Below are 15,264 nucleotides of genomic sequence, written 5' to 3'. Positions count from 1 at the left end.
GACCGCATCAAGATCAAACTGAACGGCCTGAGTCCTGTGCAGTACAGAACCCAGGCCGTCTAAGCGAGCATCCAACCGTCTCAGTTTAAGGGGTCACATCACTGCGCGGGGACGACGTTTCTGAGCTAACGATTAAGCTAACTCGCCTGGCCGGCTTAGTGGTTATGCCGCGGCATGTCGTGCCCAACGCCGCGATACGGCAAGGCGAGCTCCATGCACGCTCCCTTGTGCAGTTGGCCCACGGTGGCGCGGTAGATCTCTTGCCACGGGGTCTGGCTGGCGGGGATCATCGGCGGCGCGTCGCTGCGGCGCGCTTCCAGGTCCTCGTCCGACAGCAACACGTCGCAGCGGCCGTGGTTCAGGTCGACCCGGATCACGTCGCCCGTGCGCAGCAGCGACAGGTTGCCGCCGGCCGCGCTCTCGGGCGAGGCGTTCAGGATCGACGGGCTGTCCGAGGTGCCCGACTGGCGGCCGTCGCCCAGGGTCGGCAGGTTGCTGATGCCTTGCTTGATCAGGTGATCGGGCGGCTGCATATTGACCACCTCGGCCGAACCGGGCCAGCCGACCGGACCCGCGCCGCGGATCACCAGCATCGTGTACTCGTCGATGCCCAGGCTCGGATCGTTGATGCGGTGGTGATAATCGTCCGAACCGTCGAACACGACCACCTTGCACTCGAAGCAGTTCTCGTGCCCCGGATTGGCCAGGTAGCGCGCGCGGAAGGCGGGCGAGATCACGCTGGTCTTCATGATCGCGAAATCGAACAGATTGCCCTTCAGGACCAGGAAGCCTGCTGTATCTTTCAGCGGCTCGGCGAATGGCTTGATCATCTCGCGGTCGTCGGTCTCGCGAGCGTAGATGTTCTCGGCGATGGTCTTGCCGGTAACGGTGAGGCGCTGCGAACGCAGCTTGCCCGCCTGCTCCAGCTCCCACATCACCGCCGGCACGCCGCCCGCGCGGTGGAAGCGCTCGCCCAGGTATTTGCCGGCCGGCTGCATGTTCAGCAGCAGCGGCACGTCGTAGCCGTATTCCATCCAGTCCTCGGGCGTGATCTCCACGCCCGCATGGCGCGCCATGGCGACGATGTGCGGCTGGGCGTTGCTCGAGCCGCCGATCGCGGCGTTGACCACGATCGCATCCAGGAAGGCGTCACGGGTCAGGATCTGCGACGGACGCACGTCGTCCTTCGCCAGTTCGACGATGCGGCGGCCGGTCTCGTAGGCCATCTGGCCGCGCTCGCGGTAAGGCGCGGGGATTGCCGAGCAGCCGGTAAGCGACATACCCAGGGCCTCGGCCACCGCGTTCATCGTCGAGGCGGTGCCCATGGTGTTGCAGTGACCGGCCGACGGCGCCGACGCGGTGGCGATGTCGACGAACTTCTTCTCGTCGATGGTGCCGGCCGCCAGCTGGCGGCGCGCCTTCCAGATGGCGGCCCCGGAGCCGACCAGCTCTCCTTCGAACCAGCCGTCGAGCATCGGGCCGCCCGACAGCACGATGGCGGGAATGTCGACCGTGGCCGCGGCCATCAGCTGTGCCGGCACGGTCTTGTCGCAGCCGGTGGTGAGCACCACGGCGTCGATCGGATAGCCGTGCAGGATCTCGACCAGGCCGAGATAGGCCAGGTTGCGGTCCAGCGCCGCGGTCGGGCGGCGGCAGTTCTCGAAGATCGGATGCAGCGGGAATTCCATCGGGATGCCGCCGGCGTCGCGGATGCCGTCGCGCACCCGCTTGACGGTCTCCAGGTGGATGCGGTTGCACGGCGTGATGTCGCTGCCGCTCTGGGCGATGCCGATGATCGGCTTACCGCAGCGCAGCTCCTCGGGCGTGATCCCGTAGTTCATGAAGCGCTCGAGGTAGAGCGCGGTCATGTCGATGCGCTCGGGATTGTCGAACCAGTCCTGGGAGCGGTAGCGACGCTTGGCGTTATTGTTGACGTTGTTGCTCATGAGTCAATTATTCTATAGTTGATCCTGCAGCCGCAGCGCATGCTGCGGCAGTCCCGGCACATCGGTGCGGAAAGTGAACAGCCCGCCCGCGAGCGGCTGCGCCTCGAGCTGGGCAGCGGACAGGCCCTTGCGCGCCGTCGTAGCATACACGGTGCGCAGGTCGTCGCCTCCGAAGGCCAGCTTGGTGATGTTCGCGCACGGGAAGCGCACTTCGCCCAGCTTGCGTCCCTGCGCGTCGAACCGGTCGATGCGCCAGCCGCCGAAGGTAGCCACCCACAGGCAGCCTTCGGCGTCGACCGCCATCCCGTCCGGATAGCCGCCATCGGCCAGCTCGGTGAACAGGCGCTTGCGCGCGACCAGGCCGTCCTGGCCCAGGTCGAAGGCATAGACGCGCTTGGCCAGCGTATCGGTGTGGTACAGCGTGCGGCCGTCGGGGCTGACGGCCGGGCCGTTGGTGATCACGTAGCCGTCGTCCACACGGCTCACCGCGCGTCCGTCGAAACGGTACAGGGCGCCGGTGGCCTGGTCTTCGGCATCGTCCATCGAACCGAACCACAGGCGTCCCGCGGCGTCGACATGGCCGTCGTTGAAGCGGTTGCCCGGCTGGTCGGCCTCGACCTTCAGCAAGGGCGAGAATTCGCCGGTGGTTTCATGGAAGCGGTATAGGCCATCCTCCAGTGAGCAGACGAAACCGCCGCCCGCGACCGGCACCACGAAGCTCACCTGCCCCGGCGCGTCCCAGCTGCGCTTTGCGCCGTCCCGGGTGTCGTAGCAATGCAGGCGCCGGCCCTTGATGTCCACGAACCACACCTGGCCGGCCGCGCCATGCCACAGCGCGCCTTCGCCAAGCGTGGCCCCCACCTCCCACAGGCAGTGCAGGGTGATGTTGCTGTTCATGCGCCGTACCAGCCCGCGTCGACGAAGTATTCGCGGCCGCTGCAGCGGCGCGCATTATTCGAGGCCAGGAACAGCGACAGCGCCGCCACGTCCTGCATCTCCACGCGCTCCTGCAGGCACTGGCCGTTCAGGATGCGCGCTTCCTCGTGCGGCGTATGCCACAGCGCTTCCTGGCGCGGGGTGCGCACCGCGCCAGGAATCACCGCCACCGCGCGGATGCCGTGCGGTCCGAGTTCGCGCGCCATGGCGCGCGTCATGCCCTCGACGCCGGCCTTGGCCGTCATGTACAGGGCCAGCTCGGTGTGCGGCAGGTGCCACGAGATCGAGCCGAAATTCTGGATCACGCCATGGCCCTGCTCGCGCATGCCGGGAATCACGGCCTGGGAACAGAAGAACTGGTGGCGCAGGTTGACGTTCATCCGGCTTTCCCAGTAGGCCGGGGTGACGTCGCCGATGCGGTGACGGTCGTCGTTGGCCGCGTTATTGAGCAGGATGTCGACGGCGCCGGCTTCCTGCACGATGCCGTCGAAGGTGCGCTTGAGCGCATCGAGGTCGGTCAGGTCGCAGTGGATGAAGCTTGGCGCGTGGGTTGCGCCGTTCAGCGACTCGGCCAGGGCGCGTCCTGCGCCCTCGGCGATGTCGAGGAACCAGACCCGGGCGCCCTGGCCGACGAAGGCGGTGACCAGCTCGGCGCCGATGCCGCTGCCGCCGCCGGTGATGACGACGCGCTTGCCGTTCAGGTCCGGATAACTTGCGTATTCAAAAGCTGGTTGGTTGTTGTCAGACATGGATTTTTCGTATTAATGGCTGTATTTTATTTCTGGACCAGCAAGCCGCGCTGCGCCAGGTTGGCGTACAGCGCGCGCACGCCGAAGGTCCAGGGCGTGATCGCGTCGCTGCGTTGCACGGTGTTGACCAGGGTGCCGAGCGATGGCGTCGAGATGCCGACCTTGTCGCCCAGGTGGTGGGTGAAGCCGCCGCCTTCGGCGTCGCGGTCCTTGATCGGCGAGAACATCGTGCCGAGGAACAGCATGAAGCCGTCCGGGTACTGGTGGTGCGCGCCGCAGGTCTGGGCCACCAGGTCGAGCGGGTCGCGGCTGATCTCGCGCATGCGGCTGCTGCCTTCCAGGATGAAGCCGTCGTCCACGCCTTCGATCAGCATGTTCACCTCGCATTCGCGCAGGGTGTCGAGCGTGTACGTGTCGTCGAACAGGCGGACGAAGGGACCGATGGAGCAGGAACCGTTATTGTCCTTGGCCTTGCCCAGCAACAGGGCGCTGCGGCCTTCGATGTCGCGCAGGTTGACGTCGTTGCCCAGGGTGGCGCCGACGATCTCGGCGCGGCTGTTCACCGCCAGCACGATCTCGGGTTCCGGATTGTTCCAGTGCGAGGTCGGATGCAGGCCAATGTCGGCGCCGTGGCCGACCGACGACATCGGCTGCGACTTGGTGAAGACTTCGGCATCCGGGCCGATGCCCACTTCCATGTACTGCGACCACAGGCCGCGCGCCGACAGCTCGGTCTTCAGGCGCGCCGAGGCCTCGGAGCCCGGGACGATGTCCGACAGGTCGGTGCCGATCGTCGCCTGCAGCTGCTCGCGCAGGGCCACCGCGCGCGACGGGTCGCCCTTGGCCTGCTCTTCGATCACGCGTTCCAGCAGGCTGACGGCGAAAGTCACGCCCGCTGCCTTGATCGCCTGCAGGTCGCATGGCGCCAGCAGGCGGATGCCGTTGGCGCCGGCCTCGCCGCGCAGCGCGGCGTCCATCAGCACGTGCACGTCGCCAAGATCTTCGCCCTCGGCGCTGCCCGCGATGGCCAGCAGGTCGGAGCGCTCGAACAGGTCGGCCACGGTCGGCGCATGGCGGGTGATGTCGACCAGGCGACCGCCGCGCACGGCGACCACGGCTGGACCTTCGTTGGCGCCGGTGCGCCAGACCCGGCCGACCAGCAGCGCGCGGTCGAGGTCATCGGGAAGCGGATTGGCTTGGAGTGTAGTCATGATTCCTCTATTGATGATGCCGCCCCTCGGGGCGGCAGTATCGGTATGTGACGGAGCATCGGCGGACATGATTCTAACATTAATGTTAACGCAATCATTGGCCAACATCGGTTTTGACGCCCTACGTCCCTGCCCCGCACTCACCGGTGTACGGCGAGTGCGGGTAGGGATTCAGGCTAAGTCAGTATCAGAACTTGCCGCGCAGGCCCAGCTGGAAGGTACGGCCCGGGTCATAGAAGCCGAACTGGGCGTTCTCGAACTGGAAGTAGGAATCGCGCTTGGCCTTGTTGATGTTGACGACATCGAAGGTGATGGTCGGCCAGTTCTCACGATCGAACACCTGCTCCAGATCTACGCTCGACGAGAAGTCGGCCTGCTTGTAGGCACGGCCATACAGGGCAGCAGCAGCGATACCGTTCTGGCCGCCGTTGGCCGCCTGGCTGCCTTCGCGGTAGGTGTGCGAGAAACGGGCCATGAAGCCATGGTTCTCGTAGTAGACGCCGAAGTTGTTGCTCTTGCGCGGCACGTTCAGCGCCACGAAGCCGTTCGTGCCTTCGCCGCTGGCCGACTGGTTGATCAGGGTCGCGGTTTCGCTGAAGCCGAAGCCCTTGATCGGCAAGAACTTGTCGAGCGGCTGGACCCAGCCGATTTCCAGGCCGCGGATCCGCAGGATGCCGCCGGCATTGCGTTCCTGGCTCATCACCACGGTCGCCGCGCCCGGACCGCCGCGCGCATCGATCGCCGCCTGCTGGTTCGGAATCAGGTTGGCATAGGTGACGCCATACTGCTCCAGCGCGCTGAACGGCAACGACCGGTTCTCGATCACGGTGAAGCCCTTGAGCTTCTTCTGGAACACGGTCAGGCTCACATAGCCTTCGCCGCCGGTGTACCAATCGACGCCGAAGTCCAGGTTCTTCGAGATGTAGGGCATCAGCTCGGGGCTGCCGATCGTGCCGACGTCGGCCGACACCGAGCTGAAGTTGATGCCAGGACGCAGCGAGTTCGGATTGGCGCGGGTCATGCTCTTCGATGCCGCGGCGCGCACGATGACATTGTTGGCGACCGTCAGGGCGGCGGTACCGGATGGCAGCGTGTTGTTGTAGGTGTTGTTTACATACTGCCACTCGGTCGCGTTCGGGTACTTGGAACCGTTGGCCGTGAGCGATGCGTTGCGTGGGTCGGCGAACGAATTGAGCGAGCCGACTTCCTGCTTGGTGCGCACATACCGCACGCCGGCGTTATACCGGAACGGCATATTGGCGAGCAAGGTCGAGCCATTGATCTCGGTATAGAAGCCCGAGCTCTTCTCGCGCATATAACCCGAGCTCGCCCCGGTCGACGAACTGGTCGAATCCGGCGCCGACGAGTTGTAGTAGTCGTAATTCGAATCCTTCCTGAAACGGTCCCAGTCGACGACCAGGCGACCGTATTCGCCAGGCACCAGGTAGCTTGCCAGCTTGTCAGCCGGGATCAGCGAGCCCTGGTAGACCAGTTGGTCGGTGCGTCCCGCGGTGTAGCCGGTGCCGAAGCCAGGATAGAGCGCCGCTGCGCTCGCGCCAGGCGTGTTGGCGCCGTCGCAGGCCGGAGCGCCGTTGGGGCCTTGCAGGAACACGCTTGGATTGTTGCCGCACACCGCGGCCTGCCAGGCGGCCGAGTTGTCCTGGCCGCGGATGCGGCGGTCGATGTCATCGTAGGCGTAGCCGAGCTTCAGGTTCAGCTTGTTGTCGCCCCAGGTCAGATCGGTATGGAAGCCCTTGGTGCTGGTTTCGCGCAGCTCGTTCTGGATATTGACACGGCCACCTGCCCATACGTATTGCGACGGGTCGTTCAGGTCCTTGTTGAAGGTAATGCTCGGCACGCCGCCGTTGGTGGCGTCGTAGGTCGCCACGAGGCCGCTGCCGGCCGGCGTGATGGGCATGACCGTCGGCGCTTCGTGGGTGAAGTCCGACTTCGTCGCGTTGGCCTGCGCCTCGAGCTTCAGGGTCGGGGCGATCTGCCACGTCATCCCCGGATTGATGCCCTTGAGCGTGGTCTTGTCGCGGCGCGGTCCGTATTCAATGAAGGAACGCGCGTTGGCGAAGGTACCGCCCGTCGCCGTGCAGCCTGCGTTGCAGTCTGGGCGGTCCACGGTCATGTTGAGCGGGATGGCGAACTCGTTGCGCATTGCCCAGGTGTAGCCGATGCGCTGCATGTCGTCGTCTTTTTCGCTGTATAGCGTGTCGACGTAGAAATGCAGGTTCTCGGTAGGACGGTATTCGGCGCTGATGATGGCGGCAGCCTTGTCGCGGTCGCCGTAGTACTCCATGTAGCGGCCGAGGCGAGGCACCAGCGCGTTGTCGATCGCGGTGATGCTCGTGCCCGGGTTGTTGGCCTCCAGGAAGCCCTGGTTGATCGGGGTGCCGGGGACCAGGCCCGCGCCCGCGCCGACCGGCACGGTGCCAGGGATCGTCCAGTTGCCGCCGCCGGTGTTGTTACGCGTAGGCAGGCCGCTCTGCGCGGCCGACAGGTTGGCATTGGTCAGGCCGACCGTCTCGTAGCCGGTGGTGCGTGCTTTCTGGCGGTTGAAGTACACGCCGCCGAGGATACCGAACTTGTCGCCCCAGGTCTTGCTGGCCAGCAGCGAGCCACGTGCGCCGACGTCGTTGGCGATTTCCTGCTTCTGTGCGGTCGCGCTGTAGACGACGTAGGTGCCTTCCTTGTCGAAGGGACGCGCGCTGCGCAGGTTGACGACGCCGGCGGCGCCGCCCTCGAGCTGCGAGGCATTCGGGCTCTTGCTGACGGTCAGCTTGGTGAACAGTTCGGTCGGCAGCAGGTCGAGGTCGATCTCGCGGTTGGTGCTGGCGCCGTCGATCGGTCCGGACGACGCCACGGCGATCTGCGCATTGTTCAGCAGGACTTTGGTGAAGCTCGATCCCAGGCCGCGGATCTGGACGTTCATGCCCTCGCCGGTCACGTCGCGCGAAATCTGGACACCTGGAATGCGGCTGAGCGATTCCGCGATGTTCTTGTCCGGGAATTTACCCATGTCTTCCGAACTGATGGTGTCCTGGAAGCCGACGGCTTCCTTCTTGTCGCGCGCGGACGCCAGCAGACTGCCGCGGTAGCCGGTCACTTTCACGACGTTCACGTTGGCCTGCGCATTGGCGTCGGGGGCGGTGGTGGCGGTGGCGGTGGCGTCCTGCGCATATGCCTGGTGAACCAGGCCAGCCATGACGGTCAGGCCAAGCGCCCATTGGCGCCGGCGCGCTGCACCCTGCTGCTGAGAATTACGAGTCATTCAATGTCTCCTGATGGTTTTTTCTACTTCTAATTACTGCTGAGTAAGCAACCTTCAACGGTTGTCTGGTGGGTGGGTAAGACTGCCCGATGCGGCAAATAGGGCGTTCTTCCCGGCGCGCGCTAGCGGCAGGTTACGGTGTTCGAACCGGCTGGATGCGCTCGGCGCGGGGTGGGCGAAGCCGACCACGCGCCTGGAATGGATGGGTGAAGGGTGCGGCCGCCAGATGGCATGGCCGGACGTGCGGTGACGTCTCGTTGTTGCATGCTTATCTCCTCGTTATTTTTTTACTTCAAGCACATGTTACGAACATCTCTATTAACACGAATGTTATCGCAACCATCCCAGTCTACTGGTCAAAAATAATGATTGTCAACAAAATATTCCGAACGTTGGTAAAGCGCGAATGTTATGCATACCAGGCGCTGCTGACGAAGCGTTTGCTTAACCACCGTCGGGCGGGCTCTTTGCCATGATTTGCGAAACAAAACGCTTTCAAATCGAAAAGGTTCGCGCTAACATTCCCGCAGCCGGATGATACAAAACAAACATTCCGGATCAAAAAACATGGAGACAACCTCATGCATCGACTCTTCGGGCGGCTCTGGGCCGCGTTTCTTTTCGGCATGCTGCTGTGCATCCCGACCCATGCCGCCGCAGAGGATGGTTACCAGCTGTGGTTGCGCTATCAACCCCTCCCCGCCGCCCAGCGCGCACACGTTCCCGATTCGATCCTGGTGCTCGGCGCCGACAGCCCCACCAAGGGCGCGGCGCGCAGCGAGCTGCAACGCGCCCTGCAGGGAATGCTGGGCAAGGCGCCAGGCATCGTCGACAAGGCGCGCCTCGATACCATCGTGCTGGCGCGCGGCGCCGACCTGCCGGCCGGCCTGGATACCGCGTCCGCCGTACGCGATGAATTGAAAAAGCTTGGCGACGAAGGCTATCTGGTGCGGCGCGCGAAACTGAATGGCGTCGCCGTCACCCTGGTGGCGGCCAACACCGATGCCGGCCTGCTGTATGGCAGCTTCGCCTGGCTGCGCGAGCTGCAGCTCCCATCGGGCAAAGGCGCCGACAGGATCGCGCTGGCCTCCAGCCCCACCCTGCCCCTGCGCGTGCTGAACCACTGGGACAATCTCGATCGCAGCGTCGAGCGCGGCTATGCCGGCGAGTCGATCTGGAACTGGTGGGAACTCCCGCACATCATCGATCCGCGCTATACCGACTATGCACGCGCCAATGCCTCGCTGGGTATCAACGGCACCGTATTGAACAACGTGAACTCCAAGGCCGAGGTGCTCGGCGCGCCCTTTATCGCCAAGGCCGCCGCCATCGCCGACGTGTTGCGTCCGTACGGCATCCGCGTCTACCTGTCGGTGCGCTGGTCGACTCCGCTCGAGATGAAGCAAACCAAGACGGCCGATCCGCTCGACCCGGAAGTCGCCGCCTGGTGGAAGAACAAGGCCGACGAGATCTACCGCACCATTCCCGATTTCGGCGGATTCCTGGTCAAGGCCAATTCGGAAGGCCAGCCAGGCCCGCAGGACTACCGCCGCAACCACGCCGACGGCGCCAATATGCTGGCGCGCGCCGTGGCCCCGCACAAGGGCATCGTGATGTGGCGCGCCTTCGTGTACGCCTCGCCCGAGGAGTCGAAGGCCGGCAAGGCGCACGACCGCGCGGTCGAGGGCTATGACCAGTTCATCCCGCTGGACGGCAAGTTCGACGACAACGTGCTGGTGCAGGTGAAGAACGGCGCGATCGACTTCCAGCCGCGCGAGCCGGCCCACCCGATGTTCGGCGCGATGCCGAAGACGCCGCTGATCATGGAATTCCAGATCACCAAGGAATACCTGGGTTTCGCCACCCACCTGGCCTATCTCGGCCCCATGTTCCAGGAAACCCTGGAGTTCGATACCCGCATTGGCGGCCGCAAACTCACGGTGGCCGACACCATCCAGGGCAAGCAGGGCCGCGTTGGTGGCATCGCGGGCGTGGCCAATATTGGCAGCAGCCGCAGCTGGAGCGGGTCGATCTTCGACCAGTCCAACTGGTATATGTATGGCCGCATGGCCTGGGACCAGGGCCTGGACAGCCGCGTCATCGCACGTGAATGGGCGGCCCAGACCTTCAGCCCGGATGCGCGCCTGCTGGACCCGGTCGTGAACATGATGATGCGTTCGCGCGAAGCCGTGGTCGACTACATGACGCCGCTCGGCCTGAACCACGTGATGGGCAGCAGCCACCACCATGGTCCGGCGCCCTGGGTCGACAACCTGGAACGCGCCGACTGGAATCCGATCTATTACCACCGCGCCGGCCGCGACGGCATCGGCTTCGACCGTACCGCCAAGGGCAGCAACGCCGTGGCCCAATATTCGCCGGAGGTGGCGCGCCGCTTCGCCGACCCGAAAACGACGCCGCCGGAGCTGCTGCTGTGGTTCCACCGCCTGCCTTGGGATTACCGCATGGCGTCCGGCCGCACCCTGTGGGAAGAGCTGGTGACCCGCTACGACCACGGCGTGGCCGAAGCCGCCGCGATGCAGGCCGAGTGGCAGCGCATGAAGCCTTTCGTCGATGCCCAGCGTTTTGCGGATACCGCCCAGCGTCTGGCACAGCAGCACGTCGAAGCGCAATGGTGGCGCGACGCCAGCCTCGCCTATTTCCAGGACGTGTCCGGGTTGCCGTTGCCGGCCGGCGTGCGCAAGCCCGCACAGTCGCTCGACCACTACAAGTCGATCCGCTTCCCGTATGCCCCGGGGATTTGAGCGACTCGCCCCGTTTGCCTGAATGACTTCTGGAGATGCAAAGATGAACCCGATTCAACGCGCCGCCACCCCGACCATCGCCCTGATGCAGGTGATCCCGGTCGCGGGCCGCGACAGCATGCTGCTCAACCTGTGCGGCGCCCACGCGCCCTACTTCACCCGCATCCTGGTGCTGTTGAAAGACAGCGCCGGCCGCACCGGCATGGGCGAGGTGCCTGGCTCGAACGGCATCCTGCTGGCCCTGCAAAAGCTGGTGCCGCTGGTCCAAGGCACCGAGATCGGCCACCACCGCCGTACCCTGAACCGCCTGCGCGCCGCCATCTCGGGCGTCAGCCATCAGGTGACGTCCAGCGCCGAAGCGGCGGTGATGAAGCAGCCGCACGAGATCAACCTGCGCCTGGAAAACGTGGTGACTGCCGTCGAAGCGGCCCTGCTCGACCTGCTGGGCCAGTTCATGGGCGTACCGCTGTGCGAGCTGCTGGGCGACGGCCAGCAGCGCAGCCACGTACCGATGCTGGCCTATCTGTTCTATATCGGCGACCGTGGCCGCACCGACCTGGGTTACGACGACGACGCCGGCCGCGACGGCTGGTACCGGGTGCGCAACGAAGAAGCCCTTACTGCCGAATCGATCGGCGACATGGCCGCGGCGGCGGTCGAGCAATATGGCTTCAAGGACTTCAAGCTCAAGGGCGGCGTGATGCGCGCCGAGGAAGAGATGGAAGCCGTCGCCGCGATCAAGCGCCGCTTCCCCGACGCCGGCGTGACGCTCGACCCGAACGGCGCCTGGTCGCTGCGCGAGGCGATCGACGCCTGCCGCGGCCAAGGCCACCTGCTGGCCTATGCCGAAGACCCGTGCGGCCCCGAAGCGGGCTACTCGGGCCGCGAGATCATGGCCGAATTCAAGCGCGCCACGGGCATTCGCACCGCCACCAATATGATTGCCACCGACTGCCGCCAGATGGCCCATTCGCACTTGCTGGGCGCGGTGGACATCCCGCTGGCCGATCCGCACTTCTGGACCATGCAGGGCTCGGTGCGCCTGGCGCAGCTGTGCCACGATTGGGGCCTGACCTGGGGCTCGCACTCGAACAACCACTTCGACGTGTCGCTGGCGATGTTCACCCATTGCGCGGCTGCCGCGCCGGGCACGATCACGGCGATCGACACCCACTGGATCTGGCAGGAAGGCCGCGAACGCCTGACGACCGAACCGCTGCAGATCGTGGGCGGCCAGGTGGCGGTGCCGGACCGTCCGGGCCTGGGCATCGAGCCGGACATGGCGCGCATCACTGAGGCGCATGAACTCTACAAGAAGGTGGCCGGCGGCGCGCGCGACGATGCGATGGCGATGCGCTACCTGGTGCCCGACTTCAGCTACGATCCGAAGCGCCCCAGCATGGTGAAGCCATGAAGGCGGCCCAATGATTGCGGCAGTCCTGGGCCGGGTCCGCGGCGGCACCGTCCGCGGCCTGCGCTGGTGGATGATCAGCCTGATCATGCTGGGCGCAGTGGTCAACTACCTTACCCGCAGCTCGCTGGCCGTGGCCGCGCCTACGCTCCTGACCGAGCTGAATATCACGACCCAGGAATACGCGTACATCACCGCGGCCTTCCAGGGCGCGATCATGCTGCAGCCGCTGTGTGGCTACGTGCTGGACGTGATCGGCCTCAAATATGGCTTCGCGATCTTCGCCACCGCCTGGTCGCTGATCTGCATGGCGCACGGCATGGCGACCAACTGGCAGACCCTGGCCATCCTGCGCGGCCTGCTCGGCCTGGCCGAAGGCTCGGCCAACCCAGCCGGGATGAAAGCGGTCTCTGAATGGTTCCCAGCCAAGGAGCGCGGCCTGGCCGGCGGCGTGTTCAATATCGGCGCCTCGTTCGGCTCGATGCTGGCCCCGCCGCTGGTGGTGTGGGCCATCCTGCACTACAACTGGCAATCGGCCTTCGTGATCACCGGCGCCCTGGGCCTGGTATGGGTATGCGCCTGGCTACTGCTGTACGACGCGCCGAAGCGCCATCGCCGCCTGTCGAAAGACGAGGCCGAGTACATCGCCGCCGGGCAGGAAGATCACCTCGCCGGCGACGGCAGCAAGCCCTCCATCGTCAGCATCCTTAAAAAACGCAATTTCTGGGGCATCGCCCTGCCGCGCTTCCTGGCCGATCCGGCCTGGGGCACGCTGGCGTTCTGGGTGCCGCTGTACCTGACCACGGTACGCGGCTTCGAGCTGAAGGACATCGCCATGTTCGCCTGGCTGCCCTTCCTGGCGGCCGACCTGGGCTGCATGTTCGGTCCGGTGGTGGTGCTGGCCCTGCAAAAGCGCGGGGTACGCCTGATCAATGCCCGGCGCGGCGCGTTCACCCTCGGCGCCATCATGATGATGGGTGTGGCCTTCGTCGGCTACGTCGACAATGCCTATGCCGCGATTGCCCTGCTCAGCCTTGCGGGCTTTGCCCACCAGACGCTGTCGGTCACCGTCATCACCATGTCGTCCGACCTGTTCCGGCGCAATGAGGTGGCCACCGTGGCCGGCATGTGCGGCACCTTCGGTAACCTGGGCCTGCTCATCTTCTCGCTGCTGATCGGCACCCTGCTGGCCAGCGTCGGCTACACGCCCTTCTTCGTCAGCCTGGCGGTGCTCGACCTGATCGCGGCCGTGCTGCTGTGGACCCTGGTGCGTGAGCCTGTACCTGAGCCGGCGCAACCTCTCTCGATACAAAAGACATGATCCACAACCCGATCCTGCGCGGATTCAATCCCGACCCGTCCATCGTGCGGGTGGGCGACGACTACTACATCGCCACCTCCACCTTCGAGTGGTATCCGGGGGTGCAGATCCATCACTCGCGCGACCTGGTCAACTGGCGCCTGGCCGGCCGGCCGCTCAACCGCGCCAGCCAGCTCGACATGCGCGGCGCGCCAGATTCCTGCGGCGTGTGGGCGCCGTGCCTGACCTATGCCGACGGCCTGTTCTGGCTGATCTACACCGACGTCAAGCGCTATGGCCGCACCTCGACCGGCGGCGCCGGCGGCAGCGCCTCGCTGCGCGATTTCCACAACTACCTGGTCACCAGCCCGAGCATCAACGGGCCGTGGTCCGATCCGGTGCACATGAACAGCAGCGGCTTCGATCCGTCGCTGTTCCATGACGACGACGGACGCAAGTACTTCCTGAACCAGCTGTGGGATCACCGCCCGGGCGGCAAGCGCTTCGCCGGCATCGTGCTGCAGGAGTATTCGGTCGAGGAGCGGCGCCTGGTTGGAAAACGCACGAATATCTTCGCCGGGACCGAGCACGGATTGACCGAAGCGCCGCACCTGTACCGCCGCAACGGTTACTACTACCTGCTCACCGCCGAAGGCGGCACCGGCTGGAACCATGGCGTGACCATGGCGCGCTCGCGCGAGCTGCTCGGACCGTACGAGCTGCACCCGGACGTGAACGTCCTTACCACCCGCGCGCGGCCAGACGCCGCGCTGCAGCGTGCCGGGCACGCGGACCTGGTCGACACGCCCGATGGCCGCACCTGGATGGTCTACCTGTGCGGCCGGCCGCTGCGCAACCGCGGCACCTGCACCCTGGGGCGCGAGACCGCGATCCAGGAAGTGGTGTGGGGAGAGGACGGCTGGCTGCTCACGCTCGATGGCCAAGGCATGCCGCAACTGGAGGCGGAGGCGCCCGATTTACCCGCGCATCCCTTCGAGCCTCAGCCCGCGCGCGCCGAATTCGATGCGGCGGATTTGCCGCTCGATTTCCAGTGGCTGCGCACGCCGTATCCGGAAGAGCTGTTCAGCCTCACGGAACGCCCCGGCCACCTGCGCCTGTTCGGCCGCGAGAGCCTGGGCAGCACCTTCCGCCAGGCGCTGGTGGCGCGGCGCCAGCAGGCGCACTGCTTCAGCGCGTCGACGTCTGTCGAGTTCGAGCCGGAACACTTCCAGCAGCAGGCTGGCCTGGTTTGCTACTACGGCGCCGCCAAGTTCCACTACCTGTACATCACGCACGACGACGACACCGGCAAGCACCTGCGCGTGATGAGCAGCCTGCCCAACCACCTGCAGGCGGATGCCTTTACCGCGCCGATTGCCCTGCCCGAGGGCGTGCCGGTCGAGCTGCGGGTGGAGGTAGACGAGGAGCGCCTGGTGTTCGCTTATCGCGTTGGCGACGGTCCCTGGCAGTGGCTACCGCAGCAGTTCGACGCCAGCATCCTGTCGGACGAGGCCAGCGCGCCCGGCCAGCCCAATTTCACGGGCGCCTTCGTCGGCATGGCGTGCCAGGACATGGCCGGCACTGCGCTGCATGCCGACTTCGATTATTTCGAGTACGTGGAACGGGCATATTGCGTCGATCCCAAGCGCCTCTAACAGGTCATTCCCGC

Annotated in this window: 9 protein-coding genes; 4 read left to right on the top strand and 5 right to left on the bottom strand. The window is 65.5% G+C overall.

What is annotated here, in order from left to right:
* Window positions 1–155: 155 nt before the first annotated feature.
* From FVD38_RS11205 to FVD38_RS11185, 5 genes are all read right to left on the bottom strand, one after another.
* Complete coding sequence (locus FVD38_RS11205) at window positions 156–1,946, bottom strand: IlvD/Edd family dehydratase (RefSeq protein ID WP_147934888.1); 1,791 nt, start codon at window positions 1,944–1,946, stop codon at window positions 156–158.
* 12 nt (window positions 1,947–1,958) lie between these two features.
* Entirely contained in the window at window positions 1,959–2,843 is an 885-nt protein-coding gene (locus FVD38_RS11200) for an SMP-30/gluconolactonase/LRE family protein (RefSeq protein WP_147934887.1), read from the bottom strand.
* On the bottom strand, window positions 2,840–3,631 hold the full coding sequence (xylB, locus tag FVD38_RS11195) for a D-xylose 1-dehydrogenase (protein ID WP_147934886.1): 792 nt from the start codon (window positions 3,629–3,631) through the stop codon (window positions 2,840–2,842). Before xylB ends, FVD38_RS11200 begins: the two co-directional genes overlap by 4 nt.
* Before the next feature lie 26 nt (window positions 3,632–3,657).
* On the bottom strand, window positions 3,658–4,842 hold the full coding sequence (locus FVD38_RS11190) for a fumarylacetoacetate hydrolase family protein (RefSeq protein WP_187271552.1): 1,185 nt from the start codon (window positions 4,840–4,842) through the stop codon (window positions 3,658–3,660).
* A 187-nt stretch (window positions 4,843–5,029) separates the two neighbouring features.
* Window positions 5,030–8,119 carry a TonB-dependent receptor gene (locus FVD38_RS11185; protein WP_147934885.1) on the bottom strand — a complete coding sequence of 1,030 codons (3,090 nt, stop codon included), beginning with the start codon at window positions 8,117–8,119 and terminating at the stop codon, window positions 5,030–5,032.
* 581 nt (window positions 8,120–8,700) lie between these two features.
* Here FVD38_RS11185 and FVD38_RS11180 point away from each other — a divergent pair.
* The 4 genes from FVD38_RS11180 to FVD38_RS11165 are packed head-to-tail and all read left to right on the top strand — an operon-like array spanning window position 8,701 to window position 15,250.
* Window positions 8,701–10,884 (top strand): alpha-glucuronidase family glycosyl hydrolase, encoded by a 2,184-nt coding sequence (locus FVD38_RS11180; protein WP_187271551.1) that lies wholly within the window; start codon window positions 8,701–8,703, stop codon window positions 10,882–10,884.
* 43 nt (window positions 10,885–10,927) lie between these two features.
* Window positions 10,928–12,298 carry an enolase C-terminal domain-like protein gene (locus tag FVD38_RS11175; protein WP_147934884.1) on the top strand — a complete coding sequence of 457 codons (1,371 nt, stop codon included), beginning with the start codon at window positions 10,928–10,930 and terminating at the stop codon, window positions 12,296–12,298.
* A gap of 10 nt (window positions 12,299–12,308) precedes the next feature.
* Entirely contained in the window at window positions 12,309–13,616 is a 1,308-nt protein-coding gene (locus FVD38_RS11170; RefSeq protein WP_147934883.1) for an MFS transporter, read from the top strand.
* Window positions 13,613–15,250, top strand: coding sequence for a glycoside hydrolase family 43 protein (locus tag FVD38_RS11165; RefSeq protein ID WP_147934882.1), 1,638 nt, complete (start codon window positions 13,613–13,615; stop codon window positions 15,248–15,250). The genes FVD38_RS11170 and FVD38_RS11165 overlap by 4 nt, the downstream gene beginning before the upstream one ends.
* The last annotated feature ends 14 nt before the right edge of the window (window positions 15,251–15,264 follow it).

Origin of the sequence: Massilia arenae (assembly GCF_008014745.1) — a bacterium.
GTDB lineage: Bacteria > Pseudomonadota > Gammaproteobacteria > Burkholderiales > Burkholderiaceae_D > Telluria > Telluria arenae.
This window is presented reverse-complemented; position numbering and strand designations above follow the sequence as displayed.

Excerpts from the sequence above, each read along its gene's own strand:
- xylB (WP_147934886.1), bottom strand. The coding sequence starts at position 3,631 with ATGTCTGACAACAACCAACCAGCTTTTGAATACGCAAGTTATCCGGAC.
- FVD38_RS11200 (WP_147934887.1), bottom strand. The coding sequence starts at position 2,843 with ATGAACAGCAACATCACCCTGCACTGCCTGTGGGAGGTGGGGGCCACG.
- FVD38_RS11185 (WP_147934885.1), bottom strand. The coding sequence starts at position 8,119 with ATGACTCGTAATTCTCAGCAGCAGGGTGCAGCGCGCCGGCGCCAATGG.
- FVD38_RS11190 (WP_187271552.1), bottom strand. The coding sequence starts at position 4,842 with ATGACTACACTCCAAGCCAATCCGCTTCCCGATGACCTCGACCGCGCG.
- FVD38_RS11205 (WP_147934888.1), bottom strand. The coding sequence starts at position 1,946 with ATGAGCAACAACGTCAACAATAACGCCAAGCGTCGCTACCGCTCCCAG.
- FVD38_RS11165 (WP_147934882.1), top strand. The coding sequence starts at position 13,613 with ATGATCCACAACCCGATCCTGCGCGGATTCAATCCCGACCCGTCCATC.
- FVD38_RS11180 (WP_187271551.1), top strand. The coding sequence starts at position 8,701 with ATGCATCGACTCTTCGGGCGGCTCTGGGCCGCGTTTCTTTTCGGCATG.
- FVD38_RS11175 (WP_147934884.1), top strand. The coding sequence starts at position 10,928 with ATGAACCCGATTCAACGCGCCGCCACCCCGACCATCGCCCTGATGCAG.
- FVD38_RS11170 (WP_147934883.1), top strand. The coding sequence starts at position 12,309 with ATGATTGCGGCAGTCCTGGGCCGGGTCCGCGGCGGCACCGTCCGCGGC.